The sequence below is a fragment of the Bradyrhizobium sp. CCBAU 45394 genome (assembly GCF_028128655.1).
GTDB lineage: Bacteria > Pseudomonadota > Alphaproteobacteria > Rhizobiales > Xanthobacteraceae > Bradyrhizobium > Bradyrhizobium diazoefficiens.
On record NZ_LBIX01000170.1, the window covers coordinates 190,360 to 212,354 of the forward strand.

The window sequence follows — 21,995 nt, forward strand, 5'->3', positions numbered from 1 at the left end:
AAAAGGGAGCGAAAGCATGGGCGGCGTGAGCGTTGGCGTCCTCGATCATTTCAACATCCGGACCCGTAATCTGGCCGAGACGGTGCGCTTCTACGAGGATGTGCTGGGCCTGGAAAAAGGCGCCCGGCCGAATTTCGCCTTCCCGGGTGCCTGGATGTACAGCGAGGGCAAGCCGGTGGTGCACCTCGTCGATATTTCTCCGACCTCGGAGCCACAAAAGCCGGATTCCGGCGTTGTCCACCACGTCGCCTTCGTCAGCCGCGGTTTTGACGGCATGAAGCAGCGGCTGACGTCCAAAGGGATGAAATTCGACTCCCGCCAGGTGCCCGGCGGCGACCTCTGGCAGATCTTCGTGCACGACCCCAACGGGGTGATGATCGAGCTGAATTACGAGGCTGCCCTGGAGCAGGGGGCGGCGCCCGCCGAGATGGCTGACGATATCGGCAGGCAGTAGCCTTTTGGGCGTTTCCGCTCTAATGGGGCACATCCTGGACTCAAGGAGATGCGCTTTGAGCGTGACGCAGCAACAGGTTCTCGACAGCCTCGCCCGGATCAAATCGCCGCGCGGGGTCGCGCTTCCCAATGCCAATGTGCTGAGCGCGATCAGCGCCTCGGACGGCAAGGTGTTCTTCTCGATCAATGTCGATGCCGCGGAGGCGCGGGCCTGGGAGGCCGTCCGGGCCGAGGCCGAGGCCGCCGTGCGCGCCATTCCCGGCGCCACCACCGTGATGGTGGCGCTGACCGCCGAGCGCAAGCCGGGCTCTGCACCTCCGCCGCCGCCCACGCCAAGCCGCGGCACGCCGGGCGTGCAGCCGGTCCATGCCCACAAGCCGCCGCAGGGCGGTGGGTCGCCGATGGCGCGGCAATCGGAGATTCCGGGCGTCGCCGCCGTGATCGCGGTCGCCTCGGGCAAGGGCGGCGTCGGCAAGTCCACCACCGCGCTCAATCTGGCGCTGGGCCTGCGGGATCTCGGCCTCAAGGTCGGGCTTCTGGATGCCGACATCTACGGCCCCTCGGTGCCGCGGCTGACGGGCCTGCGCGACAAGCCGGAGCTGGATGGCGAGCGCAAGATGATTCCGCTCCGGCGCTTCGGCCTCGCGATCATGTCGATTGGCTTCCTGGTGGAGGAAGAGACCGCGATGATCTGGCGCGGTCCGATGGTGATGTCGGCGGTCACGCAGATGCTGCGCGACGTCGCATGGGGTAGCCTCGACGTGCTCGTCGTCGACATGCCGCCGGGCACCGGCGATGCCCAGCTGACGCTGGCGCAGAACGTGCCGCTGAAGGGCGCCGTGATCGTCTCGACCCCGCAGGACCTGTCGCTGATCGACGCGCGGCGGGGGCTTGCGATGTTCCGCAAGGTCAACGTGCCCGTGCTCGGCATCGTCGAGAACATGAGCTACTTCCAGTGCCCGCATTGCGGCACGAAATCCGACATCTTCGGCCATGGCGGGGCGCGCCACGAGGCCGAGAAGCTCGGAGTCCCGTTCCTGGGCGAGATCCCGCTGCACATGGCGATTCGCGCTACCTCGGACGCCGGCAATCCCGTCGTCGACAGCGAGCCGGACGGCCCCCATGCGGCGATCTACCGCGCCATTGCGGGCCAGGTTCGGGACCAGCTCAAGGGCGCCATCGCGGCGGCCTGAGCGGGACGACGCCAATCCATTGGGGACATGCGACTTTCGTAGAGCCCCGTCATGCCAATGTCGCGTTCCGCAGGCGGGGCTTCCGTGTTAAACGCCCACGGCAGTCAAGCCCCATCGGTTCGACGCGGCCCAAGCGCGTCGCCGGAATGAGCGGCGGCAAAGAGGAAGTTCGGGGGAACGCCCCAGCAAGGAGAGACCTGAAAATGAAGCGTCGTGATTTCCTGAAAGTGTCGGCAGCAGGCGCGGCGGCGACAGCCGCGGTGGCCTCGCCGGCGATCGCTCAATCATCGCCCGAGATCAAGTGGCGCCTGACCTCGAGCTTCCCGAAGTCGCTCGATACGATCTATGGCGGTGCCGAGCAGGTGGCGAAGTACGTCGCCGAAATGACCGACAACAAATTCCAGATCCAGGTGTTCGCGGCCGGCGAAATCGTCCCCGGCCTCCAGGCGCTCGATGCGACCTCGAACGGCACGGTCGAGATGTGCCACACCGTGTCGTACTACTATGTCGGCAAGGATCCGACCTTCGCGATCTTCGCCTCGGTGCCTTTCGGCCTCAACGCGCGCCAGCAGAATTCGTGGCTGTACCAGGGCGGCGGCAACGAGCTCGCCAACGAGTTCTTCAAGAAGTCGAACGTGATTGGCCACCCCTGCGGCAACACCGGCACCCAGATGGGCGGCTGGTTCCGCAAGGAGATCAAGACGGTTGCCGATCTCTCCGGCCTGAAATTCCGCATCGGCGGCATCGCCGGCCAGGTGCTTCAGAAAGTCGGCGTCGTGCCGCAGCAGCTCGCCGGCGGCGACATCTATCCGGCGCTGGAGAAGGGCACCATCGACGCCGCCGAATGGGTCGGCCCTTATGATGACGAGAAGCTCGGCTTCGCCAAGGTCGCCAAGTACTACTACTATCCTGGCTTCTGGGAAGGCGGCCCGACCGTCCATGCCTTCACCAACCTGGACAAGTGGAATTCGCTGCCGAAGAACTACCAGGCGATCCTCACCAACGCGATGGCCAATGCCAACAGCTGGATGGCCGCGCGTTACGACATGCAGAACCCGTCGGCGCTGAAGCGTCTGGTGGCCGGCGGCACGCAGCTTCGTCCCTTCACCAACGAGGTCCTCGAAGCCTGCCTCAAGGCGACCAACGAGCTGTGGGGCGAGATCTCGGCCAAGAACGCCGACTTCAAGAAGTCAATCGACGCCATGCAGGCCTACCGCTCCGATGAATATCTGTGGTGGCAGGTTGCCGAGTACACCTACGACAGCTTCATGATCCGCTCGCGCACCCGCGGCTGATCTTCGAAAAAGTCGCAAGATCGGAAAGCCCGGCCTCCAGACGAGGCCGGGCTTTTTCTTTGCTGGTGCATCCAGGGTCAGAAACAAAAAATGTCTAAGACAACCCCATGCACAGTAGAAGTGGGGCCGGGGCGCCTTGCTCGGTGGATGCTGCCAACAGTTTGACGGGGCGGGGCAAATCAGCGGGACAGAGCAATCATGGAGCAGCCGGTGCCGACGGGGCGATTTGCCCGACGGCGACCGGAACGACATCGTCATTTGGCGCGCCGCATCGGCCCCCCGTCATTGCGAGCGCAGCTTGGCCCCGCCGCATTGCATTCGCGGCACTGGCTGCGCTCTGCGAAGCCGCTTGATTCGTCGGGCAAAACAGTGCCAGAAAGCGATCATCGCAGAATCCGAAATTTGTCCGATGATCCCTGGAGTGACGATCGCGGATCGCGTTGGGGGCTTGCCATGATGACGCATGCAAGGCTGCTTGGAATCGTTGTCGCTGTAACGTGGCTCGGGTGGTCCGCGGCATCGGCGGCCGGCGGTATGTCGAAAGATATTTGGAAGGGTGCCTGGAAATTCGAGATCGATCGCCAGGATCGGCCGTACCTCGGCTATTACGACACCAGGGGCAAGACAGTATTTCGCATCGGCTGCGGCGCGCATTTCGAGATGGATGCGGTTTATCCGGGGGAAGCGCCGAAACAGGACCACACCAAGGCCTCGATCACGATCGCCAACGGCAAGACGCAGATGGATTTTGCCGGCTTCAACTACGCCGGTCCCGAGTCCTTCCCGCCGGACACAACAATGTTCAACCAGCCGGACCTCGGCTATCCCGGGCTTGCCGAAGACAAATGGCGCGCGCTGGAAAATCGCCTCTTCGATCTTCTGGACTCCGGGCAGCCGCTGACGATCTCGGCCGAGGGCAAGAGCTACGTGCTGCCGCCGGTCGCGCTGCCGCGCTGGCGGCCGCGCTTCCAGAAAATCTGCTGACGCGCCCTCCGCTCGCGCACCCGCGGCTGATGATCCAAGCGCTACGCCTTAAGTCGCACGCCGCAAGACTCGCGCCTCCGGAGGAGGCCAGGCTTTTTCTCTGCCGCAGTGCGATGACGATGGAATTCCGTTGGGCCTTGCGTCATGCTGGCCCCAAGCCTCGGCAAGAAGGCTTCACAATCAGATCCATCAGGGCAGGAAATCATGAAGAGAAGAGACTTCATCAAGGTCACAGGACTTGGTGCGGCCGGCGCCGCCACGCTCGCCGCTCCCGCGATCGCGCAGTCGATGCCGGAAATCAAATGGCGCATGCCGACGAGCTGGCCGAAATCGCTCGACACGCTCTTTGGCGGTGCCGAGATGATGTGCAAGATGGTTGCGGAAGCCACCGACAACAAATTCCAGATCCAGATCTTCGCGGCCGGCGAGATCGTGCCGGGCCTCCAGGTACTCGACGCCGTGCAGAACGCCACCTGCGAGATTGGCCACACCGCCTCGTACTATTATTTCGGCAAGGACCCGACCTTCACCTTCGGCTCGGCGGTGCCGTTCGGGCCCAACATGCGCATCAACCAGGCCTGGTACATGCAGGGCGGGGGACGGGAGGTCCTCAACGAGTTCTACAAGAGCTACAACGTCGTCTCGCTGCTTGCGGGCAACACCGGCTGCCAGATGGGCGGCTGGTTCAGGAAAGAGGTCAACACGCCCGAGGATCTCAAGGGCATGAAATTCCGCATCGGCGGCTTTGCCGGCCGCGTGCTCCAGAAGCTCGGCGTGGTGCCGCAGCAGCTCGCCGGCGGCGACATCTATCCGGCGCTGGAGAAGGGCACCATCGACGCCGCCGAATGGGTCGGTCCCTATGACGACGAGAAGCTGGGCTTCTACAAGATCGCGCCGCACTACTACTATCCCGGCTGGTGGGAGGGCGGGCCGATGCTGCTGGCCTTCGTCAATCTCGACAAGTGGAATGCGCTGCCGAAGTACTATCAAAGCGTGCTGGAGCAGGCCGGCCATTACGCCAACAATTACATGATGGCACGCTACGACACAGCCAATCCGCTCGCATTGAAGAAGCTGCTCGCCAACGGCGCCAAGCTGCACGCCTTCTCGCCGCCGATCATGGAGGCCTGCTACAAGGCCGCCAAGGAGCTGCACGCCGAAGTCGGTGCGACCAACGCCAACTTCAAGAAGGTCCACGACTCTCTCGCCAAGTTCACCGGCGATGGCTACGCCTGGTTCCAGGTCGCGGAAGTCGGCTACGACATCTTCATGGCGCGGCGGTCGCAGAGCTGATCGCGACTTCTGTCGCATGCAGCGCCCCGGAGCGAAGGCTGCGGGGCGTTGCGGTCGCAGCTCTGGAGGTGACAGACTCAAAACATGAAAAACGACCCCATGCTCAATAGACGAGGGGACATGGCAAGAGGCTCCGTGGATGCTGCCAACAGCCTGATGCGTCAGGACAAATCAGCTGAAGCAGGCGATGGTCGCGGAGCCGGGGTCCGTGCCGCGTTTTGAGAGCCAGGTCAGGATCAGCCACGGGCAGTCGCACCGATGGATGGCGCTGCCGTTCTTTGAAACGGCAGTTCCGCTGCTTGTCGTGATGGGATTCGCAGCTGGTCTGACGCTGGTGATCGAGCGCGCGTTCTGAAGTCGCTACGCGCATGTTCGAAGCGTCGAGGTCGGTCTAATCCCCGATGTCATACTGCTTGCTGAGGTGATCGCCGATCTGGACCAGCATGGCGACACATTCGGGGTAGCCGGGTCGATCGGACGTGGCCTGATCCGCGTCGGCGCGAAACTCCCAGGAGGTGCCATCGCGAACGATGGAAATCGCCATTCCATCGGGGCAGTCGGCGTGGACCTTCAACTCGGCCCTCGCCATTGCGATCAGTTCGCCTTCAGTCTTGACCGGCCTGCTCATGAAGCTCGTCCCTCCGTCCTGGAACAGAAATTTGCCCATATCCGGCAAATTAGCAAACAAGTCCTGGATAGTAACTGATCCATATCATCGGGATCAGGCGCTCACCGGCGGTGGGCTCGGGTTTGGAATCCGATCCTACCCGGTGTGTGGTGGATGACCGTCGGAGGCCTGTAAGCGGCAATGCCGTCTCGTTGCGCTCCACCGGCCGGCATCGCGGCTTTATCAGGACACATCTGATCGGCTTACGTGAGCCTGACAGGAAGGCCCGCCGCGTGTTTTTTCGCTGGCCGAGGCGTCCGGAATGGTGGAAGAGAGCGATGATGCGGCCCTGGCCGTAACCTTGGCCGTGAGATGACACCGGAACATCCGGCGGGACTGAGATGCGCCTTCTGATCGTCGAAGACAATGCCGAGCTGTCGCGGCTGGTGGCCGCTGGGCTGTCGGCGGCCGGCTACGAGAGCGACATCGTGAGCAGCGCGGCCGAGGCGCGCGAGGCGGTCGGCAGCGTCAGCTATGCCGCGATGATCCTCGACCTCGGCCTTCCCGACGGCGACGGCCTGTCGGTGCTGCGCGAGCTGCGCCGGCAGATGGAGCCGCTGCCGGTGCTGGTGCTGACCGCGCGCGGCGGCTTGCAGGATCGCGTCAACGGCCTGCGCAGCGGCGCCGACGACTATCTCGCAAAGCCGTTCGCGATGGAGGAACTGGTGGCGCGGCTGGAGGCGATCCTGCGCCGGCCGGGCCAGCTGCTCGGCCGCTCGCTGCGATTGGCCAACCTCGTCTACGACACCGAGAGCCGCCAGATCTTCATCGACGACCAGCCGCGGATCATCTCCGCGCGCGAGGCCTCGGTGCTCGAGATCCTGCTGCGCCGGCAGGGGCGGGTGGTGCCGAAGAAGAACGTCGAGGATCACATCTTCGGCCTCGAAGGCGAGGTCGCCTCCAACGCCGTCGAGGTCTACGTCTCGCGGCTGCGCAAGCAGCTCACCGAACACGGCGCCAAGGTCGTGATCCACACCATCCGCGGCGTCGGCTATCTCATGGCCGAGGAGAAATAGCGTGTCCGCCGCCCGGTCATTCACCAGGCCGACGTTCAAATCGCTGATCTCGCGCATCGTGTTCCTGCACATCGTGGCGGTCGCGGTGGTCGCGATCTTCCTGCCGCTGGTGCTGTTCTGGCTGCTCAACTCGGAGGTCGACCAGCTGCATCGCGATGCCATGCGCGCCCAGGCCGAGGTGCTCGCCGAGCGCATCGTCCCGCAGGCGGACGGCACGTTGACCTTCAATCTGCCCGACAGTCTGAAGGGCCTCTATTCGGAAGCCTATGGCCGCTACCAGTACGACATTCGCGATTCCGAGGGACGCGTGCTGTTCTCGTCGCGGCGAAAGACCGGCGATACCGCCCCGCCGCGCTTGTCCGAGACGATTTCCGGTGCCGGTGTGAGCCGCGTGATCGAGGGCAGGACGGTGCGCATCCGCGTCGCCGAGGATCTTTCGCACCGCGACGTCATCATCGACGACATCATCTCGAACTTCTTCCGGCGGGTCGGGTGGATCACCATCCCGATCCTGCTGATCCTGCTCGCGACCGACATCATCATCTTCCGCCGTGCGGTCGCGCCGCTGTGGAAGGCCTCGGAGGAGGCCAGCAATATCGGCCCGGCGCGCACCGACATCCGCCTGCCGACGGAGCAGATCCCGCGCGAGATCATGCCGCTCGTCACCGCCGTGAACCAGGCGCTCGATCGCCTCGAGGACGGCTTTCGCGTGCAACGCCAGTTCACCGCGGATGCCGCGCATCAATTGCGCACGCCGCTTGCGATCCTGCGCACGCGGATCGAGACGCTCGGCGACCGCGAGGCAAGGCAGGCGCTGCATGCCGACATCGAGGGCATGAGCCGCATCGTCGCCCAGCTGCTGGAGATCGCCGAGCTCGACACGCTGGTGCTCGATCCCGGCGAGACCGCCGACCTGCGCGCCGTCTGCACCGAGGTGGTCGGCGCGATCGCGCCGTTCGCGCTCGCCCAGCACAAGGACATCGCACTCAGGGGCACCGACGCGCCGGTGATGGTCCACGGCAATTCCGAGATGCTTCAGCGCGCGATCTTCAACCTCGCCGAAAACGCCATCAAGTTCACCGCAAAGGATACGTCCGTCGATGTCGAGGTCGGTGACGACGGTGTAGTGCGCGTGCGCGATTGCGGTCCCGGCATCGCGGACGCCGAGCGCGAGCTGATCTTCCAGCGCTTCTGGCGCGCCGACCGCCAGCGCAGCGACGGCGCCGGTCTGGGGCTCTCGATCGTGCGCGGCGTGGCGGAGGACCATGACGCGACGGTGGCGGTGGAGAACCTTCCCGGTGGCGGCGCGGAGTTCACGCTGCGGTTTCGGCTGGCGGAGAGGGCAGGCGGCCCCTCTCCCCTCATATCCGCCGAAGCCTTGGCGAAGGCGGATGTGGGAGAGGGTGGCATAGGCGGCCTTCGGCCGCCGTCCTCATAACGCCGATGCTTTGCATCGGCGTCCACTTTAAGGCGGCCGCTATTTCAGCTTACCCGTGGACAGGTCCATGATCATGCGCGTGGCCAGATAAAGCCGCGGCACGATGCTGTTGATCTGCACATATTCGGCATCGTTGGAGTGCGCGCCGAAGCCCGACAGGCCCATGCCTTCCACCACGGCTCCGCTGGTCTTGAGCGCGGCAAACGCGGCGTCGGTGCCGCCGCCGGTCGCCTTCTCGTCGACCTTGAGGGACAGTCCGATCTCCCCATAGATCGTCTTGCCGTAGGCCGCGACGCGGCGCGAGGCGTCGTTGGCTTCCAACGGCGGACGACGCACCTCGAATTTCAGCTCGACCCTGGAGTCGGGCAGCAGGCGATTCTTGATCTTCTCCTGCAGCGCCTTCTGCAACTCGTCGAAATCGGCGACCTTGAGCGCACGCGCATCGGCCTGGGCCGTGGCGTCGGCTGGGATGACGTTGCGGTTGGTGCCGGCCTTGGAGACCGTCCAGTTCAGCTTCAGGCCCTGCTCTGGCTTGGACAGGTCCTTCATCTGCAGCACCTGGTGCGAGAGCTCGTACAGCGCGTTGACGCCGCCCTCGGGCCGCGCGCCCGCGTGCGAGGACTTGCCCTGCACCGTGAGATAGGCCGAGCCGATGCCACTGGTGGCGAGGCGCAGCGTGCCGTCGGTGCCGCCGCCTTCGAACGAGAACACCACGTCCTGATCCGCGGCGAATTTGGCGATGGTGCTGCGCCAGCCGGGCGAGGAGATCTCCTCGTCCCCATTGGTGAGCACCGTGAGCGTGCCGTAATCCTTGAAGTTGAGTTTCTGGAGCATCGCCACGGTATGGAGAATGAGCGCGACGCCCTGCTTGTCGTCGGCAATGCCGAGGCCGTAGGCCTTGTCACCGTCGACGCGGAACGGTTGGTCCTTCAGCATGCCCTTCAGGTACACCGTGTCCATGTGGGCGATCAGCATGATCTTCTTGCTGCCGGTGCCCTTGAACACGGCGTGCACGGCCGGGCCGATTGTCTCGGGCGTGTCGTCGAGGCGATAGATGTCGGTGGGGTGCAAAATCTCCACTGTGCCGCCGAGCTGCTTGAGCTGGCCGGCAACGCGCTCGGCAATCTTTTCCAGGCCGTCGACGTCCTTGCTGCCCGATTCGATGCCGACGAGATCGCGCAGCGTGTCGAGCAGCGGCTGCTGCTCCTTTTGCGCCAATGCATGGACATCGGTCATCGGTTCCGCATGCGCAAACGTTGCGGCACATGCCAGCCAGAGCGATGCGATCAAGGGAGTGAACGACGGAGCAGGGTGCGATCGGGACATGCGCGGCGGTCCATCAGTTGGAGGATGGCCCGGTATGCCCGTGTTTGCGGCGCGTGTCACGTGCGCGGACGCGCGCGTCATGAACCGCCGAGGCGGAACATGACGGCGATGGTCATGGCCGCTACTTCTGCGGCGGTCCGAGATCCAGCGGCGGCAGCTCGATCTGCGGCACCTCGATCCTGACCTTGTCGAGATCGACGTTGAGAGGCTTGTCGAGCAGGCCCGTCACGGTGATCGGGAAGATGATCACGAGCATCACCATGATCAGCTGGAGGCCGATCCAGGGCATCGCGCCCCAGTAGATGTCGGAGCTCTTCACTTCCTTCGGCGCCACGCCGCGCAGGTAGAACAGCGCAAAGCCGAACGGCGGATGCAGGAACGAGGTCTGCATGTTCACGCAGAGCATCACGCCGAACCAGATCAGCGCCGCGTCCGGTCCCACCACGGGGGCGAGGATCTTCTGCGCGATCGGCGCGATCATCGGCAGGATGATGAAGGCGATCTCGAAGAAGTCGAGGAAGAAGGCCAGGAAGAAGATGAAGAGGTTGATGAAGATCAGGAAGCCCCAGACGCCGCCGGGCAGCGAGGTCAGCAGGTGCTCAAGCCAGACGCCGCCGGAGACGCCGAGGAACACCACGGAGAAGCAGGTCGAGCCGATCAGGATGAAGGTGACCATGCAGGTGAGGCGCATGGTGGACTGGTAGCCCTGCGTGATCAGGTCGCGCAGGTCGGGGATGCGCGCGGCCCGGATGCAGATCCACGCCACCGCGAGATAGGTGAGGGCGAAGGCGAGCTTGAAGATCAGGTTCTCGCTCATCATCATCGCGACGATGGTGCCGACGCCGGCGGCGATCACGCCTGTTATCAGGATCTTGCGGTCGGTCGAGGTGAAGTCCTTGTGGTGGATCGCGGCGAGCACGATGGCGCCGACGGCACCCATCGCGCCGGCTTCGGTCGGCGTGGCAAGGCCCATCATCATGGTGCCGAGCACGACGAAGATCAGCACGGCCGAGGGGATGATGCCCATCAGGCACTTCTTCCACAGCGGCCAGCCGGTCAGCGTGCGCGCGTCCTTCGGCACCGGCGGCACGTGGCCCGGCTTGATCAGGCCGAGGATGAACGTGTAGCCGGCGAACAGCATGATCTGGAACACCGAAGGGCCCCAGGCGCCGAGATACATGTCACCGACCGACTTGCCGAGCTGGTCGGCGAGCACGATCAGCACCAGCGAGGGCGGCACCAGCTGCGTGATCGTGCCGGAGGCAGCGAGCACGCCGGTGATGTAGCGCATGTTGTAGCCGTAGCGGATCATCACCGGCATCGAGATCAGCGCCATGGCGATCACCTGCGCGGCCACCGTGCCGGTGATGGCGCCGAGGATGAAGCCGACGATGATGACGGAATAGCCGAGACCGCCGCGGATCGGGCCGAACAGCTGGCCCATCGAATCCAGCATGTCCTCGGCCAGCCCGCATCTCTCCAATATGGCGCCCATGAAGGTGAAGAACGGGATCGCGAGCAGCAGCTCGTTGGAGAGCACGCTGCCGAACACGCGCCCGGGAATCGCCTGAAGGAAGTTGAGATCGAAGAAGCCGAGATGGATGGCGAGGAAGCCGAAGGAAAGGCCGACGGCCGCCAGCGTGAAGGCGACGGGGAAGCCGATCAGCATCGCCAGAACCAGGCCGCCGAACATCAACGGCGGCATCATCTCCAGCGTAATCATTGGGTCGGCCTCTCGTACTTGGCGTCGATCGTCACATAGCCCTGGAGAGCCGCGATACGCTTGATGACCTCGGAAACACCCTGGAGCGCCAGCATCACGAAGCCGGCGGGGATCACGAACTTGATCGGCCAGCGGATCAGGCCGCCGGCATTGGCCGACGTCTCGCCGACGCTATAGGCCTGCATGAAGAACGGCCAGGACAGATAGGCGAGCAGGAGACAGGAGGGAATCAGGAAGAACAGCGTGCCGATCATGTCGAGCCAGAGCTGGCCGCGCTCGGACAGGGTCAGGTAGAAGATCTCGACCCGCACATGCTCATTGCGCTTGAAGGTGTAGGCCGAGCCGAACATCACGAGGATGGCGAACATGTACCATTGCAGCTCGAGCCAGCCGTTCGACGAGTCGTTGAAGGCGTAGCGGATCATGGCGTTGGCCGCGCTGACCAGGCACGCCAGGAGCACGAGCAGGTTACAGACGTACCCAATCTTTTCGTTGAGGGCGTCGATGGCGTTGCTCAGCGCCAGCAATGGACGCATCTTACTTTCTCTCCGTCGCGGCCTTACACTTCACGGAAGGCTTCAGCACGCATCGCTCGGCTCGCGTGCAAGATGCACACGACCGCACGGATTGTATTCCGGAGCGATTGCGGCGTCAGTCCTCCCCTCGCGCCTTGCTGTCTTGACCGCGACCGCCAACGGGCGGGCCGGCTTATTGTTGCCGGGCAAGCAAAGGCGGTCGCACCAAATCAGTGGCGTCACGTGCCGTCAATTGGAAAATGGACAAATTGACGCGCCGTCAAAAGCTTAGGTTAGCGGAGCGGGGCCGATCCTCAGCCGCCGGTGACGCTCATGTGCCTGGAGACGCTGGGGCGGTTGTGGCGGCGGTCGATGATGAAATCGTGGCCCTTGGGCTTCAGCCCGATGGCGCGGTCGATCGCATCCGCAAGCAGCATGTCGTCGTCCGATGCACGCAGAGGTTTGCGCAAATCGGAGGCATCCTCGTGGCCGAGGCAGGTGTGCAGCGTGCCGGTGCAGGTGATGCGCACCCGGTTGCAGGATTCGCAGAAATTATGGGTCATCGGCGTGATGAAGCCGAGCTTGCCGCCGGTTTCGGCGACGCTGACATAGCGCGCCGGCCCGCCGGTGCTCTCGGCCAGGTCCGTCAGCGTGAACTGCTGGGCGAGGCGCGCGCGCACCAGCGACAGCGGCAGATACTGGTCGATCCGGCCTGCGCCGATCTCGCCCATCGGCATGACCTCGATCAGCGTCAGGCCCATGTTCTTGCCGTGGGCCCAGCGCATCAGCGAAGGCAGTTCGTCCTCGTTGAGGTTCTTCAGCGCCACCGCGTTGATCTTCACGGCGAGCCCCGCGGCACGCGCGGCCTCGATGCCTTCCAGCACCTTGTCGATCTCGCCCCAGCGGGTGATCTCGCGAAACTTCTTGGGATCGAGCGTGTCGAGCGAGACGTTGATGCGGCGGACGCCGCAATCGGCGAGCTCCCTGGCATACTTTGCCAGTTGCGTGCCGTTGGTGGTCAGCGTCAGCTCGCTCAGGGCGCCGCTCGACAGATGGCGCGACAGCGAGCGCACCAGCGTCATCACGTTGCGGCGGACCAGCGGCTCGCCGCCGGTGAGTCGCAGCTTCTTGACGCCCTTGGCGATGAAGGCCGAGCAGAGCCGGTCGAGCTCCTCCAGCGTCAACAGGTCCGCCTTGGGCAGGAACGTCATGTCTTCCGACATGCAGTAGAAACAGCGCAGGTCGCAGCGATCCGTGACGGAAACGCGCAAATAGCTGATGGTCCGCCCGAACGGATCGGTCATGGCGCTGGACAGCGCTGCGCGGGGGTTCGCGGAAGATCCGTTCATACCAAATGCCTTGTCACTTACGGCGACGGGCGCACCTTTGCTTCAACGGTGCTCTGAATGCAATCTAAGCATCGGACGCGGCTAGGACAATCGGGTGGTATACGTAACTCAGCCCTTGGATCAGCGCTTGCCCGCGTTCGGATCGGGGAACGGCGAGCCGGCGGCGGCCGGTTCGGCTGCTGCGGGCGCGGCTGCGACCGGTTTCGGCTTCTTCGGCCGGTGCGCTTTCCTCACCGGCTTGGGCGGCACCGCCGGCTGGAGTTCCGCAAACACCGGATTCGGATCGGTGGTGACCGAGGCGGGCGTGGTGAGATCGCCGGGGTTCTTGATGATGTTCACCGGGACGCTCGCCGGCTGGTACTTGGGCAGCGCGAAGGCGACCGTGAACGGCGCGTCCGGGGCGGGAACCGAGACCGAGCAGGGGGTCTTGCAGCCCGGACCGAGCGAGGTCGAGGCATCAGCCCCCGGGGGATTGGATTCGAGCCGGACCTGAACGGTCGGGGGCGCCGATTTGAACATGTCCCAGGACATCGAGGAGCAGCCACCAAGACTTGTTGTCCCCAGGAGGCTCGCTCCCGCTAGCGCAATCGCGATCACACGACGCATCAACCACCCACTTCTACAGCGACGAACCGCCACATCCCGGGCGGACCTTAGGGACGTCGCTGAGGGCAGGCAACCGGCGCGCCGCGCATAGTTAATAGTTGGTTAACGCGGGGGTATCTTCGCTTTTTGCTGAGATTTCAGGACCTTGCCGAACCCAGCGGCGTCATCAGGCTGGTGGCTGCGGCCGGCAGGTCACGCATGTGATGGATCAGCCGGTCCGGCTTCAGCTCGGCGATCGGCACGTCCGTGTAGCCGAAGCTGACCCCGATCACGGGCACCCCGGCGCGCCGGGCTACCCCGACATCGGTTCCGGCGTCGCCGACCATGATGCTGGCTTTGACCTCGCCGCCGGCGCGGGCCACCGTTTCCCGGAAAATGGCCGGATCGGGCTTCTGGACGCCAAAGGTGTCGGCGCCGCAGATCGCCGCGAAGCGGCGGCTGAGGTCGAGCTGGTCCAGCAGGCGCTTGGACAGCCATTCCAGCTTGTTGGTGCAGACCGCCAGGCGATGGCCCTGCGCCGCAAAATGGTCGAGCGCGGTCTCGAGCCCTTCGAAAGGCCGGGATTCGACCGCGATATGCTCGGCGTAATAGGCGATGAAATCCGCCGTCATCCGGTCCATGTCCGAAGGCGTGACGATGCGGCCCTCGGCCTCCAGGCCCCGCTCGATCAGCTTGCGGGCGCCGGCGCCGATCATGTTGCGGGCTGACTGCATCGGCACGGGCGGCAGGCCTTCGCGGTCGAGCACGTAGTTCAACGCGGTGATCAGGTCGGGCGCCGTATCCACGAGCGTGCCGTCGAGATCGAAGACGATGGTGTGAGGGGAGGTCATGGTCCAAGCGCTATCGGTCCGGCCGTGCCGGCGCAAGGGGCGATGCCATAAGATCAGCTTATAGGCCTGTTCCCGCGCGGAAAACGAGGCTACATAGGCCGCCGCAAGCAACCTATCGGCGGCACACTCTCAATTCAGGGGCGGCGCATCGTGAACATGGACCAGTTGAAGCGGCAGGCTGCGGCGCGCGCCCTCGAGGAGGTGCGTGACGGCATGCAACTCGGGCTCGGCACCGGCTCGACCGCCAAGCATTTCGTCGAGCTGCTCGGCGAGCGCGTCGCGGCCGGACTCAAGGTGATCGGTGTGCCAACCTCCGAGGCGACGCGCCTCGATGCGACGCGCTGCGGCGTGCCGCTGACCACGCTCGACGAGATCGATCATCTCGACATCACTGTTGACGGCGCCGACGAGATCGATCCCGAGCTCAACCTGATCAAGGGCGGTGGCGGCGCGCTGCTGCGCGAGAAGATCGTGGCGGCCGCATCGGATCGCATGATCGTGATTGCCGACGACACCAAATGGGTGCCGACGCTCGGCCGCTTTCCGCTGCCGATCGAGGTCATCCCGTTCGGGCTCGGGGCGACGCGCCGGGCGATCGAGACGGCATTTGCGCAGTGCGGCGTTTCCGGGCAAATGGCGGTCCGCAAGGCCAAGGGTGGGGACAAGGATGGCCACGTTTTCGTCACCGATGGCGGCCACTGGATCCTCGATGCCCAGCTCGGACGGATCGTGGATCCGCCCAGCCTCGCCAAGGCGTTGAGCGCCATCCCCGGCGTGGTCGAGCATGGGTTGTTCATCGGCTTGGCCAGCTCGGCTGTTCTGGCGGGTGGCGAGGGAATTCGCGTGATTGAACGGCGAAAGCCGAAAGGAGACTAGGAATGAAGAGCGTTTTGAAATTCTTGCCGGCCGCGACCCTCGCTGCGGGACTGGCCCTCTCGGCTGCCCCGGCCATGGCGCAGCAGCCGGCGCCGGCCCAGCCCAAGGCCGCCGCGGCGCCGGCTCAGCCGAAAGCCTCGCCGGCGGCGGTTGCGGCGGCCAGGGAAATTCTGCAAATCAAGAACGCGACGGCGATGTATCAAGGCGCCGTGCCCGGCCTGGTCGAGAAGACCAAGATCGCGCTGATCCAGCAGAACCTGAACTATCAGAAGGATCTCAACGAGGTGGCAGGGGTCGTCGCCCAGCAGCTCAACGGCCGCCAGAACGAGATCGGCGAAGGCATGGCGCAGATCTATGCCAGCGAGTTCACCGAGCAGGAGCTGAAGGATCTCGTCACCTTCTACAAGTCGCCGCTCGGCAAGAAGCTGATCGACGCCGAGCCGCGCGCCATCGGCCTCAGCATGGCCTTCATGAACTCCTGGGCCCAGAACTTCGCCGAGACCGTGATGGGCGCCTTCCGCGCCGAGATGCGCAAGCGTGGCAAGGAAATCTGACAGTACCTATCTGATAGGGAGTTCCTGAAAGAGGTCGGAGTGGACAATGGCTGAATTCGACGTCGACCTCTTTGTCATCGGTGGTGGTTCGGGCGGCGTGCGTGCCGCCCGCATCGCGGCCGGCCACGGCGCCCGCGTCATGATCGCGGAAGAGTACCGCATGGGCGGCACCTGCGTGATCCGCGGCTGCGTGCCGAAGAAGCTGTTCGTGATCGGCTCGCATGTCCGTCACGAGATCGAGGACGCCGCCGGCTTCGGCTGGACCATTCCGTCCATGAGCTTCGACTGGGCGACGCTGATCGCCAACAAGGACAAGGAGATCGCGCGGCTGGAGGCGGCCTACACGACGAATGTCGAGAAGTCGGGCGCGCAGATCGTCAAGAGCCGTGCGGTGATCGAGGACAAGCACACCGTCCGCCTGCTCGAGAACGACAGGAAGATTACAGCAAGATACATTTTGATCGCCACCGGCGGCGCGCCCAACCATGGCGCCTCGATCCCCGGCATCGAGCACGTGATCTCCTCCAACGAGGCGTTTCACCTCAAGATGCTGCCGAAGCGGATCGTGATCCAGGGCGGCGGCTACATCGCGCTGGAATTCGCCGGCATCTTCGCGGGCTACGGCTCCGACGTCACCGTGATCTATCGCGGCGACAACATTTTGCGCGGCTTTGACGAGGATGTCCGCACTCACGTTCGCAGCGAGATGGAGAAGCAGGGCATCACCATTCTCACAGGCTGCACGGTGGCGAAGGTCGATCGCCATGGCGAGGAATTCACCACCCATCTGTCGAACGGCTCGAGCGTTGCGTCCGACCAGGTGATGTTCGCGATCGGCCGTCATCCTTCCGTCGCCAATCTCGGCCTGGAGAAGGCCGGCGTCGCCATCAATCCGAAGAACGGCGGCATCGCGGTCGACCATTTCTCGAAGAGCTCGGTCGACAGCATCTATGCGATCGGCGACGTCACCCATCGCCACAATCTGACGCCGGTCGCGATCCGCGAGGGTCATGCGTTCGCCGACACCGTGTTCGGCAAGCGCGAGGCGAGGGTGGATCATGCCTATATCCCGACTGCGGTGTTCTCGCAGCCGGAGGTCGGCACCGTCGGTCTGACCGAGACCGAAGCGCGCGCGCAGTTCAGTCACGTCGACATCTACAAGACGACCTTCCGCCCCATCAAGGCGACGATGTCAGGCCGCGATACCCGCGTGCTCATGAAGCTCGTCGTCGATGGCACGTCCGACCGCGTGCTCGGCTGCCACATCGTCGGTGACGCCGCCGCCGAGATCACCCAGGCGGTCGCGATCGCGGTGAAGATGAAGGCGACCAAGGCCGATTTCGACGCGACCATCGCGCTGCATCCGACCGCGGCCGAAGAGCTCGTCACCATGCGCACCCCGACCGCGCGCCACGTGCGTCAGGCGGCGGAGTAGGGGCGTTCCCGTCTCAATGCAACGTTCCGGCCGCGGCTTCCTCGACTGCGGCCATCAGGTCGGCCGTGTTCGATTGCTGGATCATGTGACCCGCGTCCGGGACACGGTGCATCTTGCTGTGCTTGATCTCGTCATGCAGACGGCCCGACTGCTCGTCGATGTCGATGAGGCGATCGTCTTCGCCGGCCAGGATGGTGACCGGCATGGCCAGTTCGCCGTAGGTCTTCGCCGACAGCATTGCCGCAGGGACCATCAGCGCCGCCTCGGCGGCGCCGGCACGAAGCTGCGAGGGACGCACGGCCAGTGACTTAGGGAAGCCGTCGAATTTTTGCGGGACGGATTTCGGTCCGAACAGCTGTCGCAGCATCGCCGGCCACATCAGGCGGCTGAGGATTGGCGAAATCGTGTGACTGAGGATATCGCCGAATCCCGGTATCGCCGGCCCGGCTATCGCCATCATGGCATCGGTGCGGGCGGTCGGGAAATAATAGCCCGATGCCAGTATCAAGGCCTCGACCGTCGAGGGATGTCTGCTCGCCAGGGCGATCGCAACCGACGCTCCCCAGGAATGTCCGAGCACGATCGCCTTTTCGACGCCGATATGCGCAAGCGCGTCCTTGAAGAGATCGGCTTGCGCCGCAGGCGTCCACACCACATTGCGGGGCCGCAGGCTGTGGCCGAAGCCGGGACGGTCGAACACGATGACGCGATAGTCCTTCGCGGCGAGGTCGATCAAGCCGCTCGACTCGAAATCCTGGATCATGCTGCCGTTGCCATGGAGCAGGACCAAAGGGCGTCCGGATCCGCGCTCGACATAGTGCAGGCGAACGCCGTCGATGTCGATGAACCGTCCTTGTGGCGGGTTGTCGCGTTGTGCCTTGTCGGCAAGCCGCCGATTGACGACCGCGGCGGCCGCCATCAGGCCGGCTGCTGCGATGAGCGCGGAGGCGAACGGATATTCCGCAAGAGCATGAAGGGTCGTCGCCGCCAAAGACGGCGAACGCTTTTTCAGTATGCGCATGTGACACTTTCGCTGACCGCGGCCAGCTGTTGGAGAATAGGAAGGGACGCTTCCGGATTAACGTCCTGGTCTCATCGCGATCTTGATGATGCGCTCCTGGGATCCGGAACCGTATCGACCTGGACGTTGCCTATGCCGTGCCAACGGAGGGCACCATGGCCAGATTCCATGCGGCATGCGCATTCACGGGTCATGTCGTGGAGATGCAACAGGAGGCGTGGAGATATGTTCCTAACCCCAATCGATGCGGCAAGCAGGCCGCCGCCAAGAGCGGTTTCTCAGGATCGCGCTCTGGTGAATGTCGTGTGAGACACCATATCCAGCATATCGCTGGCACAGACACGACAGGCGCCAGTGACCGAGAGACGCTGCCGCGCTCCCGCCACAAACCGGAGGCGCGCGATGAACGTCTTGCTTTATCCTCTGCATCTTTGCCGTAAGCTCGAACGTCGCTGGAGCACGAAGGTGATTCAGGACAGCGGCCAATTGCCGCCGTCGCAAGGGACGAACGGCTGTACCGCTTGCGGGCGGCTCGTGGTGACTCCCGTGCACTCGACCTATTTGCCCACCGGGAAGCTCGTCAATCAGTGGCGGTGCCCGGTGTGCCGGAACGCCTGGCAGACCTCTGCGGATCCCGCGAGCAGCACGGATCTCCAATCGAACCGGTCCGAGCATCTTCGGGAGAACGCCGGACACTGCCTGGCCCTGGAAGGCACCGCTCCCGACGACATGGCGCGCAATCAGTTCAGGCGCATGGGCGATGCTTGGCTCGCTCTCGCGGACACGCCGGATTGGCTCGACGGCGAGACGCCACCGGTCTCGCGACCTCCGCCGCAAAGCGCGCAGGCCTGATCTCGTCCACTCTCCCGACGCACGGCAACGACTTTCATGACTGAGAAGCGCGACCGCGCCGCTTGAATCCGGTGACGCGGGATTTCGGCAAAGGCAAAGCGCGTCATGCCAGCGCAGCAAACGGTCAAGCCGATCCCTTCAAATGCAGGACCAAATGACATGGACAAGGACAAGAGCGGACGCATCGTCGAGACTGCGCTCGAAGCGCGCCAGGGCGAGCTCGGTCCGAGCGTGCTGATGCTGCTGGGCGTGAGTATGGGACTTGCCATTCTCATCATGGCGGTCACGGGGATGATGTTCTTCAGCGCTTGATCTCGAAGCCGACGTCCCCGGGCGAAGAGCTTAGGAACCAAAGCACCCATGGGGGTTTGGCTCACTCCTTAGACACTGGAGACAATCATGAGACGCCCATCACTCTACATTTGCATTTCTTTATTCACAGCGGCCGCGGCATTGGCGGCGACGTCGGCTTCGGCGCAGACTCCGCCGGCGCAGTCCGGACCTAACAACGGCGCGGTCAACACTGCCGGCCAAAACAACTCCGACGCTCCTGTCGCGGGGCGCAACAGCTTCACCGAAGGACAGGCCAAATCGAAGATCGAGGATGCCGGCTACGCCAACGTCACCGAATTGAAGAAGGACGACAAGGGCGTGTGGCGCGGACAGGCCAGCAAGGGTGGATCAGCCACCGCGGTCAGCGTCGATTTTCAAGGTAACGTCAATTCGGCCAAGTAAGCAAGCAAGAAGGACTCAAGATGACCGTTACAATTTCTCGTCTTTACGACAACTATAACACCGCGCAGCAGGCGGTTCAGCGTCTCGAAGCTGCCGGCGTGCCGCACTCGGACATCAGCATCGTCGCCAACAATTCGGACAGCTGGTTTAACACCGACAAGAAGGTAGATCGCGACCGGGATGGTGTCGATGATCGTGCCGAGGGAGCCGGTACGGGTGCCGGCATCGGTGCGGGCGTCGGTGGTACCGCTGGCCTTCTTGCCGGCCTTGGCTTGCTGGCAATTCCCGGCCTCGGACCTGTGGTCGCAGCTGGCTGGCTGGCCGCGACCGCGGTTGGTGCCGCCGCCGGAGCAGCTACCGGCGGGATCGTCGGGGCGCTCACGGAGGCCGGCATTTCGCGTGAGGATGCGGACACCTACGCCGAGGGCGTCCGTCGCGGAGGCACGCTCGTGTCGGCGCGGGTGGCGGACGCGGATCGGTCCCGCTTTGACTCAATCCTGAACGAGTCTTCCGTCAATTTACGTGACCGCAGTGCCAGCTGGCAAAAGGCCGGATGGAAATCGTTCGATCCTGCCAGCAAGCCTTACGGCGCCGAAGAGGTTCGCAAGGAGCGAAAGCTCTACGGGGGATCATTGCGCTAAATGAGATCTCGACGGCCCGCTCCGGCGGGCCGTTTTTTTGGCACTACGCGTACAGATACCCGACCGGCTTGCCTTCGGTGCGCAGGGGACGGATGTCCTTGTGCGTGATGATCTGACCGGCCAGGCCGTCGATCTCGTCGCGCTGCGTCGCCGTCCAGCTGCGAAGGTCGTTCATGCCCTTGAGCAGGCCGAGCCGGAGGACCTGGGTGTTCTCACCGACGCCAATGAGGTTGATCGAGCTCTTGCCGGCCGTCACCACGTCGCCGGCAGAGAGTTCGAAGGTCTCGCCTGACTTGTTCTTGAATTCGGCCGTGCCGCGGATGACGCGATAGATCACGACCTCGCCCTTGGCAAACGAGGTGCCGTCCGCTGTTGCCGACGTGCTCTTCGGCAGCAGCGACTGACCGGGCGGGTCGGTTGCGATGATGTGGCCGGTGACGAGATGCCCGCTCGGCACCTCGATGCCGATATCGCGCACATGGACCGGCATGGCCGATTTGACCGAGCCATCGGTGAGCGGCTTGAACAGCGCATCCAGAGCCAGCGGGTCCTGAAGCCAGAAGCCTGCATCGGCGGGACGATCATGCAGAGGATGGCGCCAGGCCACACGCGGCGTCTCGGCCTCGTTGATCTGGCTCGGACCGACGATGGTCGGGTTCGGAAACGTGGTGGGATCGGTGATGAAGGCTTCGAGGAACTTGCCCGAATAGCCCATCGAGATCGGATCGGGCACCACTGTCTGCGGCGTCTTCAAGTTCTCTTCGGTCGACAGGCCCGACCAGGTGTAGAAGAGCTGGCGATGCACGATCGCGCTTTGCAGCATCACAGCGCCCGGGCCGACACTGTAGAAGCGTCCGTCGTAGTCGAAGGTGAATGCGCCCGAGGTGACCAGCACGAGCTGAAAGCCGCCCGGCGGAAGATGAAGATGGAAATCGGTGGGGCCGGTCTCGGGGCGGTAGATCGGCAGATTGGTCGCGACCTCGTGCAGGAGGAAGGTTTCGTTGTTGGCGTGAAAGCCCTCGTTGGCGCGATTGTAGAGAGCTTGCGGCCGGTAGGTCGCCTCAAACTTCGCATTCTTGTCGCGGTCGATCGCGACGAAGTCCTGATCGTTCAGACGAAGGGGCGTGCCATTCGGACGGGTGAGGCCGGTGAATTTGAGATCGCCCGCAGCATGCACGTTCATGGCATTCTCC

24 protein-coding genes are annotated in these 21,995 nt (G+C 64.1%); 15 read left to right on the forward strand and 9 right to left on the reverse strand.

From position 1 onward, the window contains the following. The first annotated feature begins 16 nt into the window (after positions 1 to 16). The 6 genes from WN73_RS27825 to WN73_RS27850 all read left to right on the forward strand — a co-directional run bounded on the left by WN73_RS27825 (position 17) and on the right by WN73_RS27850 (position 5,573). The gene (locus WN73_RS27825) at positions 17 to 454 is read left to right on the forward strand and encodes a VOC family protein (RefSeq protein ID WP_011086522.1); all 438 of its coding nucleotides are present in this window, start codon (positions 17 to 19) and stop codon (positions 452 to 454) included. Between the two features lie 55 nt (positions 455 to 509). Beyond that, the gene (locus tag WN73_RS27830) at positions 510 to 1,646 is read left to right on the forward strand and encodes an Mrp/NBP35 family ATP-binding protein (protein WP_028170828.1); all 1,137 of its coding nucleotides are present in this window, start codon (positions 510 to 512) and stop codon (positions 1,644 to 1,646) included. Positions 1,647 to 1,849: 203 nt separating this feature from the next. Continuing rightward, positions 1,850 to 2,941 (forward strand): TRAP transporter substrate-binding protein, encoded by a 1,092-nt coding sequence (locus WN73_RS27835; protein ID WP_028170829.1) that lies wholly within the window; start codon positions 1,850 to 1,852, stop codon positions 2,939 to 2,941. A 198-nt stretch (positions 2,942 to 3,139) separates the two neighbouring features. Beyond that, a complete protein-coding gene (locus WN73_RS27840; protein WP_249163289.1) occupies positions 3,140 to 3,925 on the forward strand; it encodes a hypothetical protein in 786 nt (261 codons plus the stop codon). Positions 3,926 to 4,129: 204 nt separating this feature from the next. Further along, the gene (locus WN73_RS27845) at positions 4,130 to 5,218 is read left to right on the forward strand and encodes a TRAP transporter substrate-binding protein (RefSeq protein ID WP_028170831.1); all 1,089 of its coding nucleotides are present in this window, start codon (positions 4,130 to 4,132) and stop codon (positions 5,216 to 5,218) included. Positions 5,219 to 5,405: 187 nt separating this feature from the next. Continuing rightward, complete coding sequence (locus tag WN73_RS27850; protein WP_158516564.1) at positions 5,406 to 5,573, forward strand: hypothetical protein; 168 nt, start codon at positions 5,406 to 5,408, stop codon at positions 5,571 to 5,573. Positions 5,574 to 5,609: 36 nt separating this feature from the next. On the opposite strand, the gene WN73_RS27855 is transcribed toward WN73_RS27850, so the two are convergent. Next, on the reverse strand, positions 5,610 to 5,846 hold the full coding sequence (locus tag WN73_RS27855) for a hypothetical protein (RefSeq protein ID WP_038966237.1): 237 nt from the start codon (positions 5,844 to 5,846) through the stop codon (positions 5,610 to 5,612). Positions 5,847 to 6,226: 380 nt separating this feature from the next. Here WN73_RS27855 and WN73_RS27860 point away from each other — a divergent pair, with 380 nt between their 5' ends. Both WN73_RS27860 and WN73_RS27865 read left to right on the forward strand, forming a co-directional pair. After that, positions 6,227 to 6,901 (forward strand): response regulator transcription factor, encoded by a 675-nt coding sequence (locus WN73_RS27860; protein ID WP_011086528.1) that lies wholly within the window; start codon positions 6,227 to 6,229, stop codon positions 6,899 to 6,901. Between the two features lies 1 nt (position 6,902). Then, the gene (locus tag WN73_RS27865; protein ID WP_011086529.1) at positions 6,903 to 8,339 is read left to right on the forward strand and encodes a sensor histidine kinase; all 1,437 of its coding nucleotides are present in this window, start codon (positions 6,903 to 6,905) and stop codon (positions 8,337 to 8,339) included. A 39-nt stretch (positions 8,340 to 8,378) separates the two neighbouring features. Here the strand turns inward: WN73_RS27865 and WN73_RS27870 are convergent, their stop codons facing one another. The 6 genes from WN73_RS27870 to WN73_RS27895 all read right to left on the reverse strand — a co-directional run bounded on the left by WN73_RS27870 (position 8,379) and on the right by WN73_RS27895 (position 14,688). Continuing rightward, positions 8,379 to 9,665, reverse strand: a complete 1,287-nt coding sequence (locus WN73_RS27870; RefSeq protein WP_038966226.1) for a M20/M25/M40 family metallo-hydrolase — start codon at positions 9,663 to 9,665, stop codon at positions 8,379 to 8,381. Positions 9,666 to 9,786: 121 nt separating this feature from the next. After that, positions 9,787 to 11,388: a TRAP transporter large permease gene (locus WN73_RS27875; RefSeq protein WP_161535356.1), complete on the reverse strand. Its 1,602-nt coding sequence runs from the start codon at positions 11,386 to 11,388 to the stop codon at positions 9,787 to 9,789. Then, positions 11,385 to 11,924 carry a TRAP transporter small permease subunit gene (locus WN73_RS27880; protein ID WP_011086532.1) on the reverse strand — a complete coding sequence of 180 codons (540 nt, stop codon included), beginning with the start codon at positions 11,922 to 11,924 and terminating at the stop codon, positions 11,385 to 11,387. Before WN73_RS27880 ends, WN73_RS27875 begins: the two co-directional genes overlap by 4 nt. Before the next feature lie 293 nt (positions 11,925 to 12,217). Beyond that, positions 12,218 to 13,252 (reverse strand): GTP 3',8-cyclase MoaA, encoded by a 1,035-nt coding sequence (gene moaA, locus WN73_RS27885; protein ID WP_028170835.1) that lies wholly within the window; start codon positions 13,250 to 13,252, stop codon positions 12,218 to 12,220. A 120-nt stretch (positions 13,253 to 13,372) separates the two neighbouring features. Further along, on the reverse strand, positions 13,373 to 13,858 hold the full coding sequence (locus tag WN73_RS27890; protein ID WP_271555547.1) for a hypothetical protein: 486 nt from the start codon (positions 13,856 to 13,858) through the stop codon (positions 13,373 to 13,375). Positions 13,859 to 13,995: 137 nt separating this feature from the next. Then, positions 13,996 to 14,688 carry an HAD family hydrolase gene (locus tag WN73_RS27895; RefSeq protein WP_011086535.1) on the reverse strand — a complete coding sequence of 231 codons (693 nt, stop codon included), beginning with the start codon at positions 14,686 to 14,688 and terminating at the stop codon, positions 13,996 to 13,998. Between the two features lie 150 nt (positions 14,689 to 14,838). On the opposite strand from WN73_RS27895, the gene rpiA reads away from it, so the two are divergent. From rpiA to gor, 3 genes are read left to right on the forward strand one after another with little or no spacing between them, the layout of a single operon-like run. Beyond that, the gene (gene rpiA / locus WN73_RS27900) at positions 14,839 to 15,564 is read left to right on the forward strand and encodes a ribose-5-phosphate isomerase RpiA (protein WP_011086536.1); all 726 of its coding nucleotides are present in this window, start codon (positions 14,839 to 14,841) and stop codon (positions 15,562 to 15,564) included. 2 nt (positions 15,565 to 15,566) lie between these two features. Beyond that, positions 15,567 to 16,118 (forward strand): DUF2059 domain-containing protein, encoded by a 552-nt coding sequence (locus WN73_RS27905; RefSeq protein WP_028170837.1) that lies wholly within the window; start codon positions 15,567 to 15,569, stop codon positions 16,116 to 16,118. Between the two features lie 46 nt (positions 16,119 to 16,164). Next, positions 16,165 to 17,553: a glutathione-disulfide reductase gene (gene gor / locus WN73_RS27910; RefSeq protein WP_060911526.1), complete on the forward strand. Its 1,389-nt coding sequence runs from the start codon at positions 16,165 to 16,167 to the stop codon at positions 17,551 to 17,553. Between the two features lie 13 nt (positions 17,554 to 17,566). Here the strand turns inward: gor and WN73_RS27915 are convergent, their stop codons facing one another. Then, positions 17,567 to 18,574, reverse strand: a complete 1,008-nt coding sequence (locus WN73_RS27915) for an alpha/beta fold hydrolase (protein WP_271555553.1) — start codon at positions 18,572 to 18,574, stop codon at positions 17,567 to 17,569. Positions 18,575 to 18,976: 402 nt separating this feature from the next. On the opposite strand from WN73_RS27915, the gene WN73_RS27920 reads away from it, so the two are divergent. From WN73_RS27920 to WN73_RS27935, 4 genes are all read left to right on the forward strand, one after another. Then, entirely contained in the window at positions 18,977 to 19,426 is a 450-nt protein-coding gene (locus WN73_RS27920) for a hypothetical protein (protein WP_049832367.1), read from the forward strand. A gap of 159 nt (positions 19,427 to 19,585) precedes the next feature. Then, the gene (locus WN73_RS27925; protein WP_053815111.1) at positions 19,586 to 19,738 is read left to right on the forward strand and encodes a hypothetical protein; all 153 of its coding nucleotides are present in this window, start codon (positions 19,586 to 19,588) and stop codon (positions 19,736 to 19,738) included. 87 nt (positions 19,739 to 19,825) lie between these two features. Next, positions 19,826 to 20,161 carry a hypothetical protein gene (locus tag WN73_RS27930; protein ID WP_011086542.1) on the forward strand — a complete coding sequence of 112 codons (336 nt, stop codon included), beginning with the start codon at positions 19,826 to 19,828 and terminating at the stop codon, positions 20,159 to 20,161. 20 nt (positions 20,162 to 20,181) lie between these two features. Then, positions 20,182 to 20,802 (forward strand): general stress protein, encoded by a 621-nt coding sequence (locus tag WN73_RS27935; RefSeq protein WP_011086543.1) that lies wholly within the window; start codon positions 20,182 to 20,184, stop codon positions 20,800 to 20,802. 43 nt (positions 20,803 to 20,845) lie between these two features. Here WN73_RS27935 and WN73_RS27940 read toward each other — a convergent pair whose 3' ends face one another. Continuing rightward, a complete protein-coding gene (locus tag WN73_RS27940; RefSeq protein WP_271555558.1) occupies positions 20,846 to 21,985 on the reverse strand; it encodes a hypothetical protein in 1,140 nt (379 codons plus the stop codon). Positions 21,986 to 21,995 lie beyond the last annotated feature (10 nt).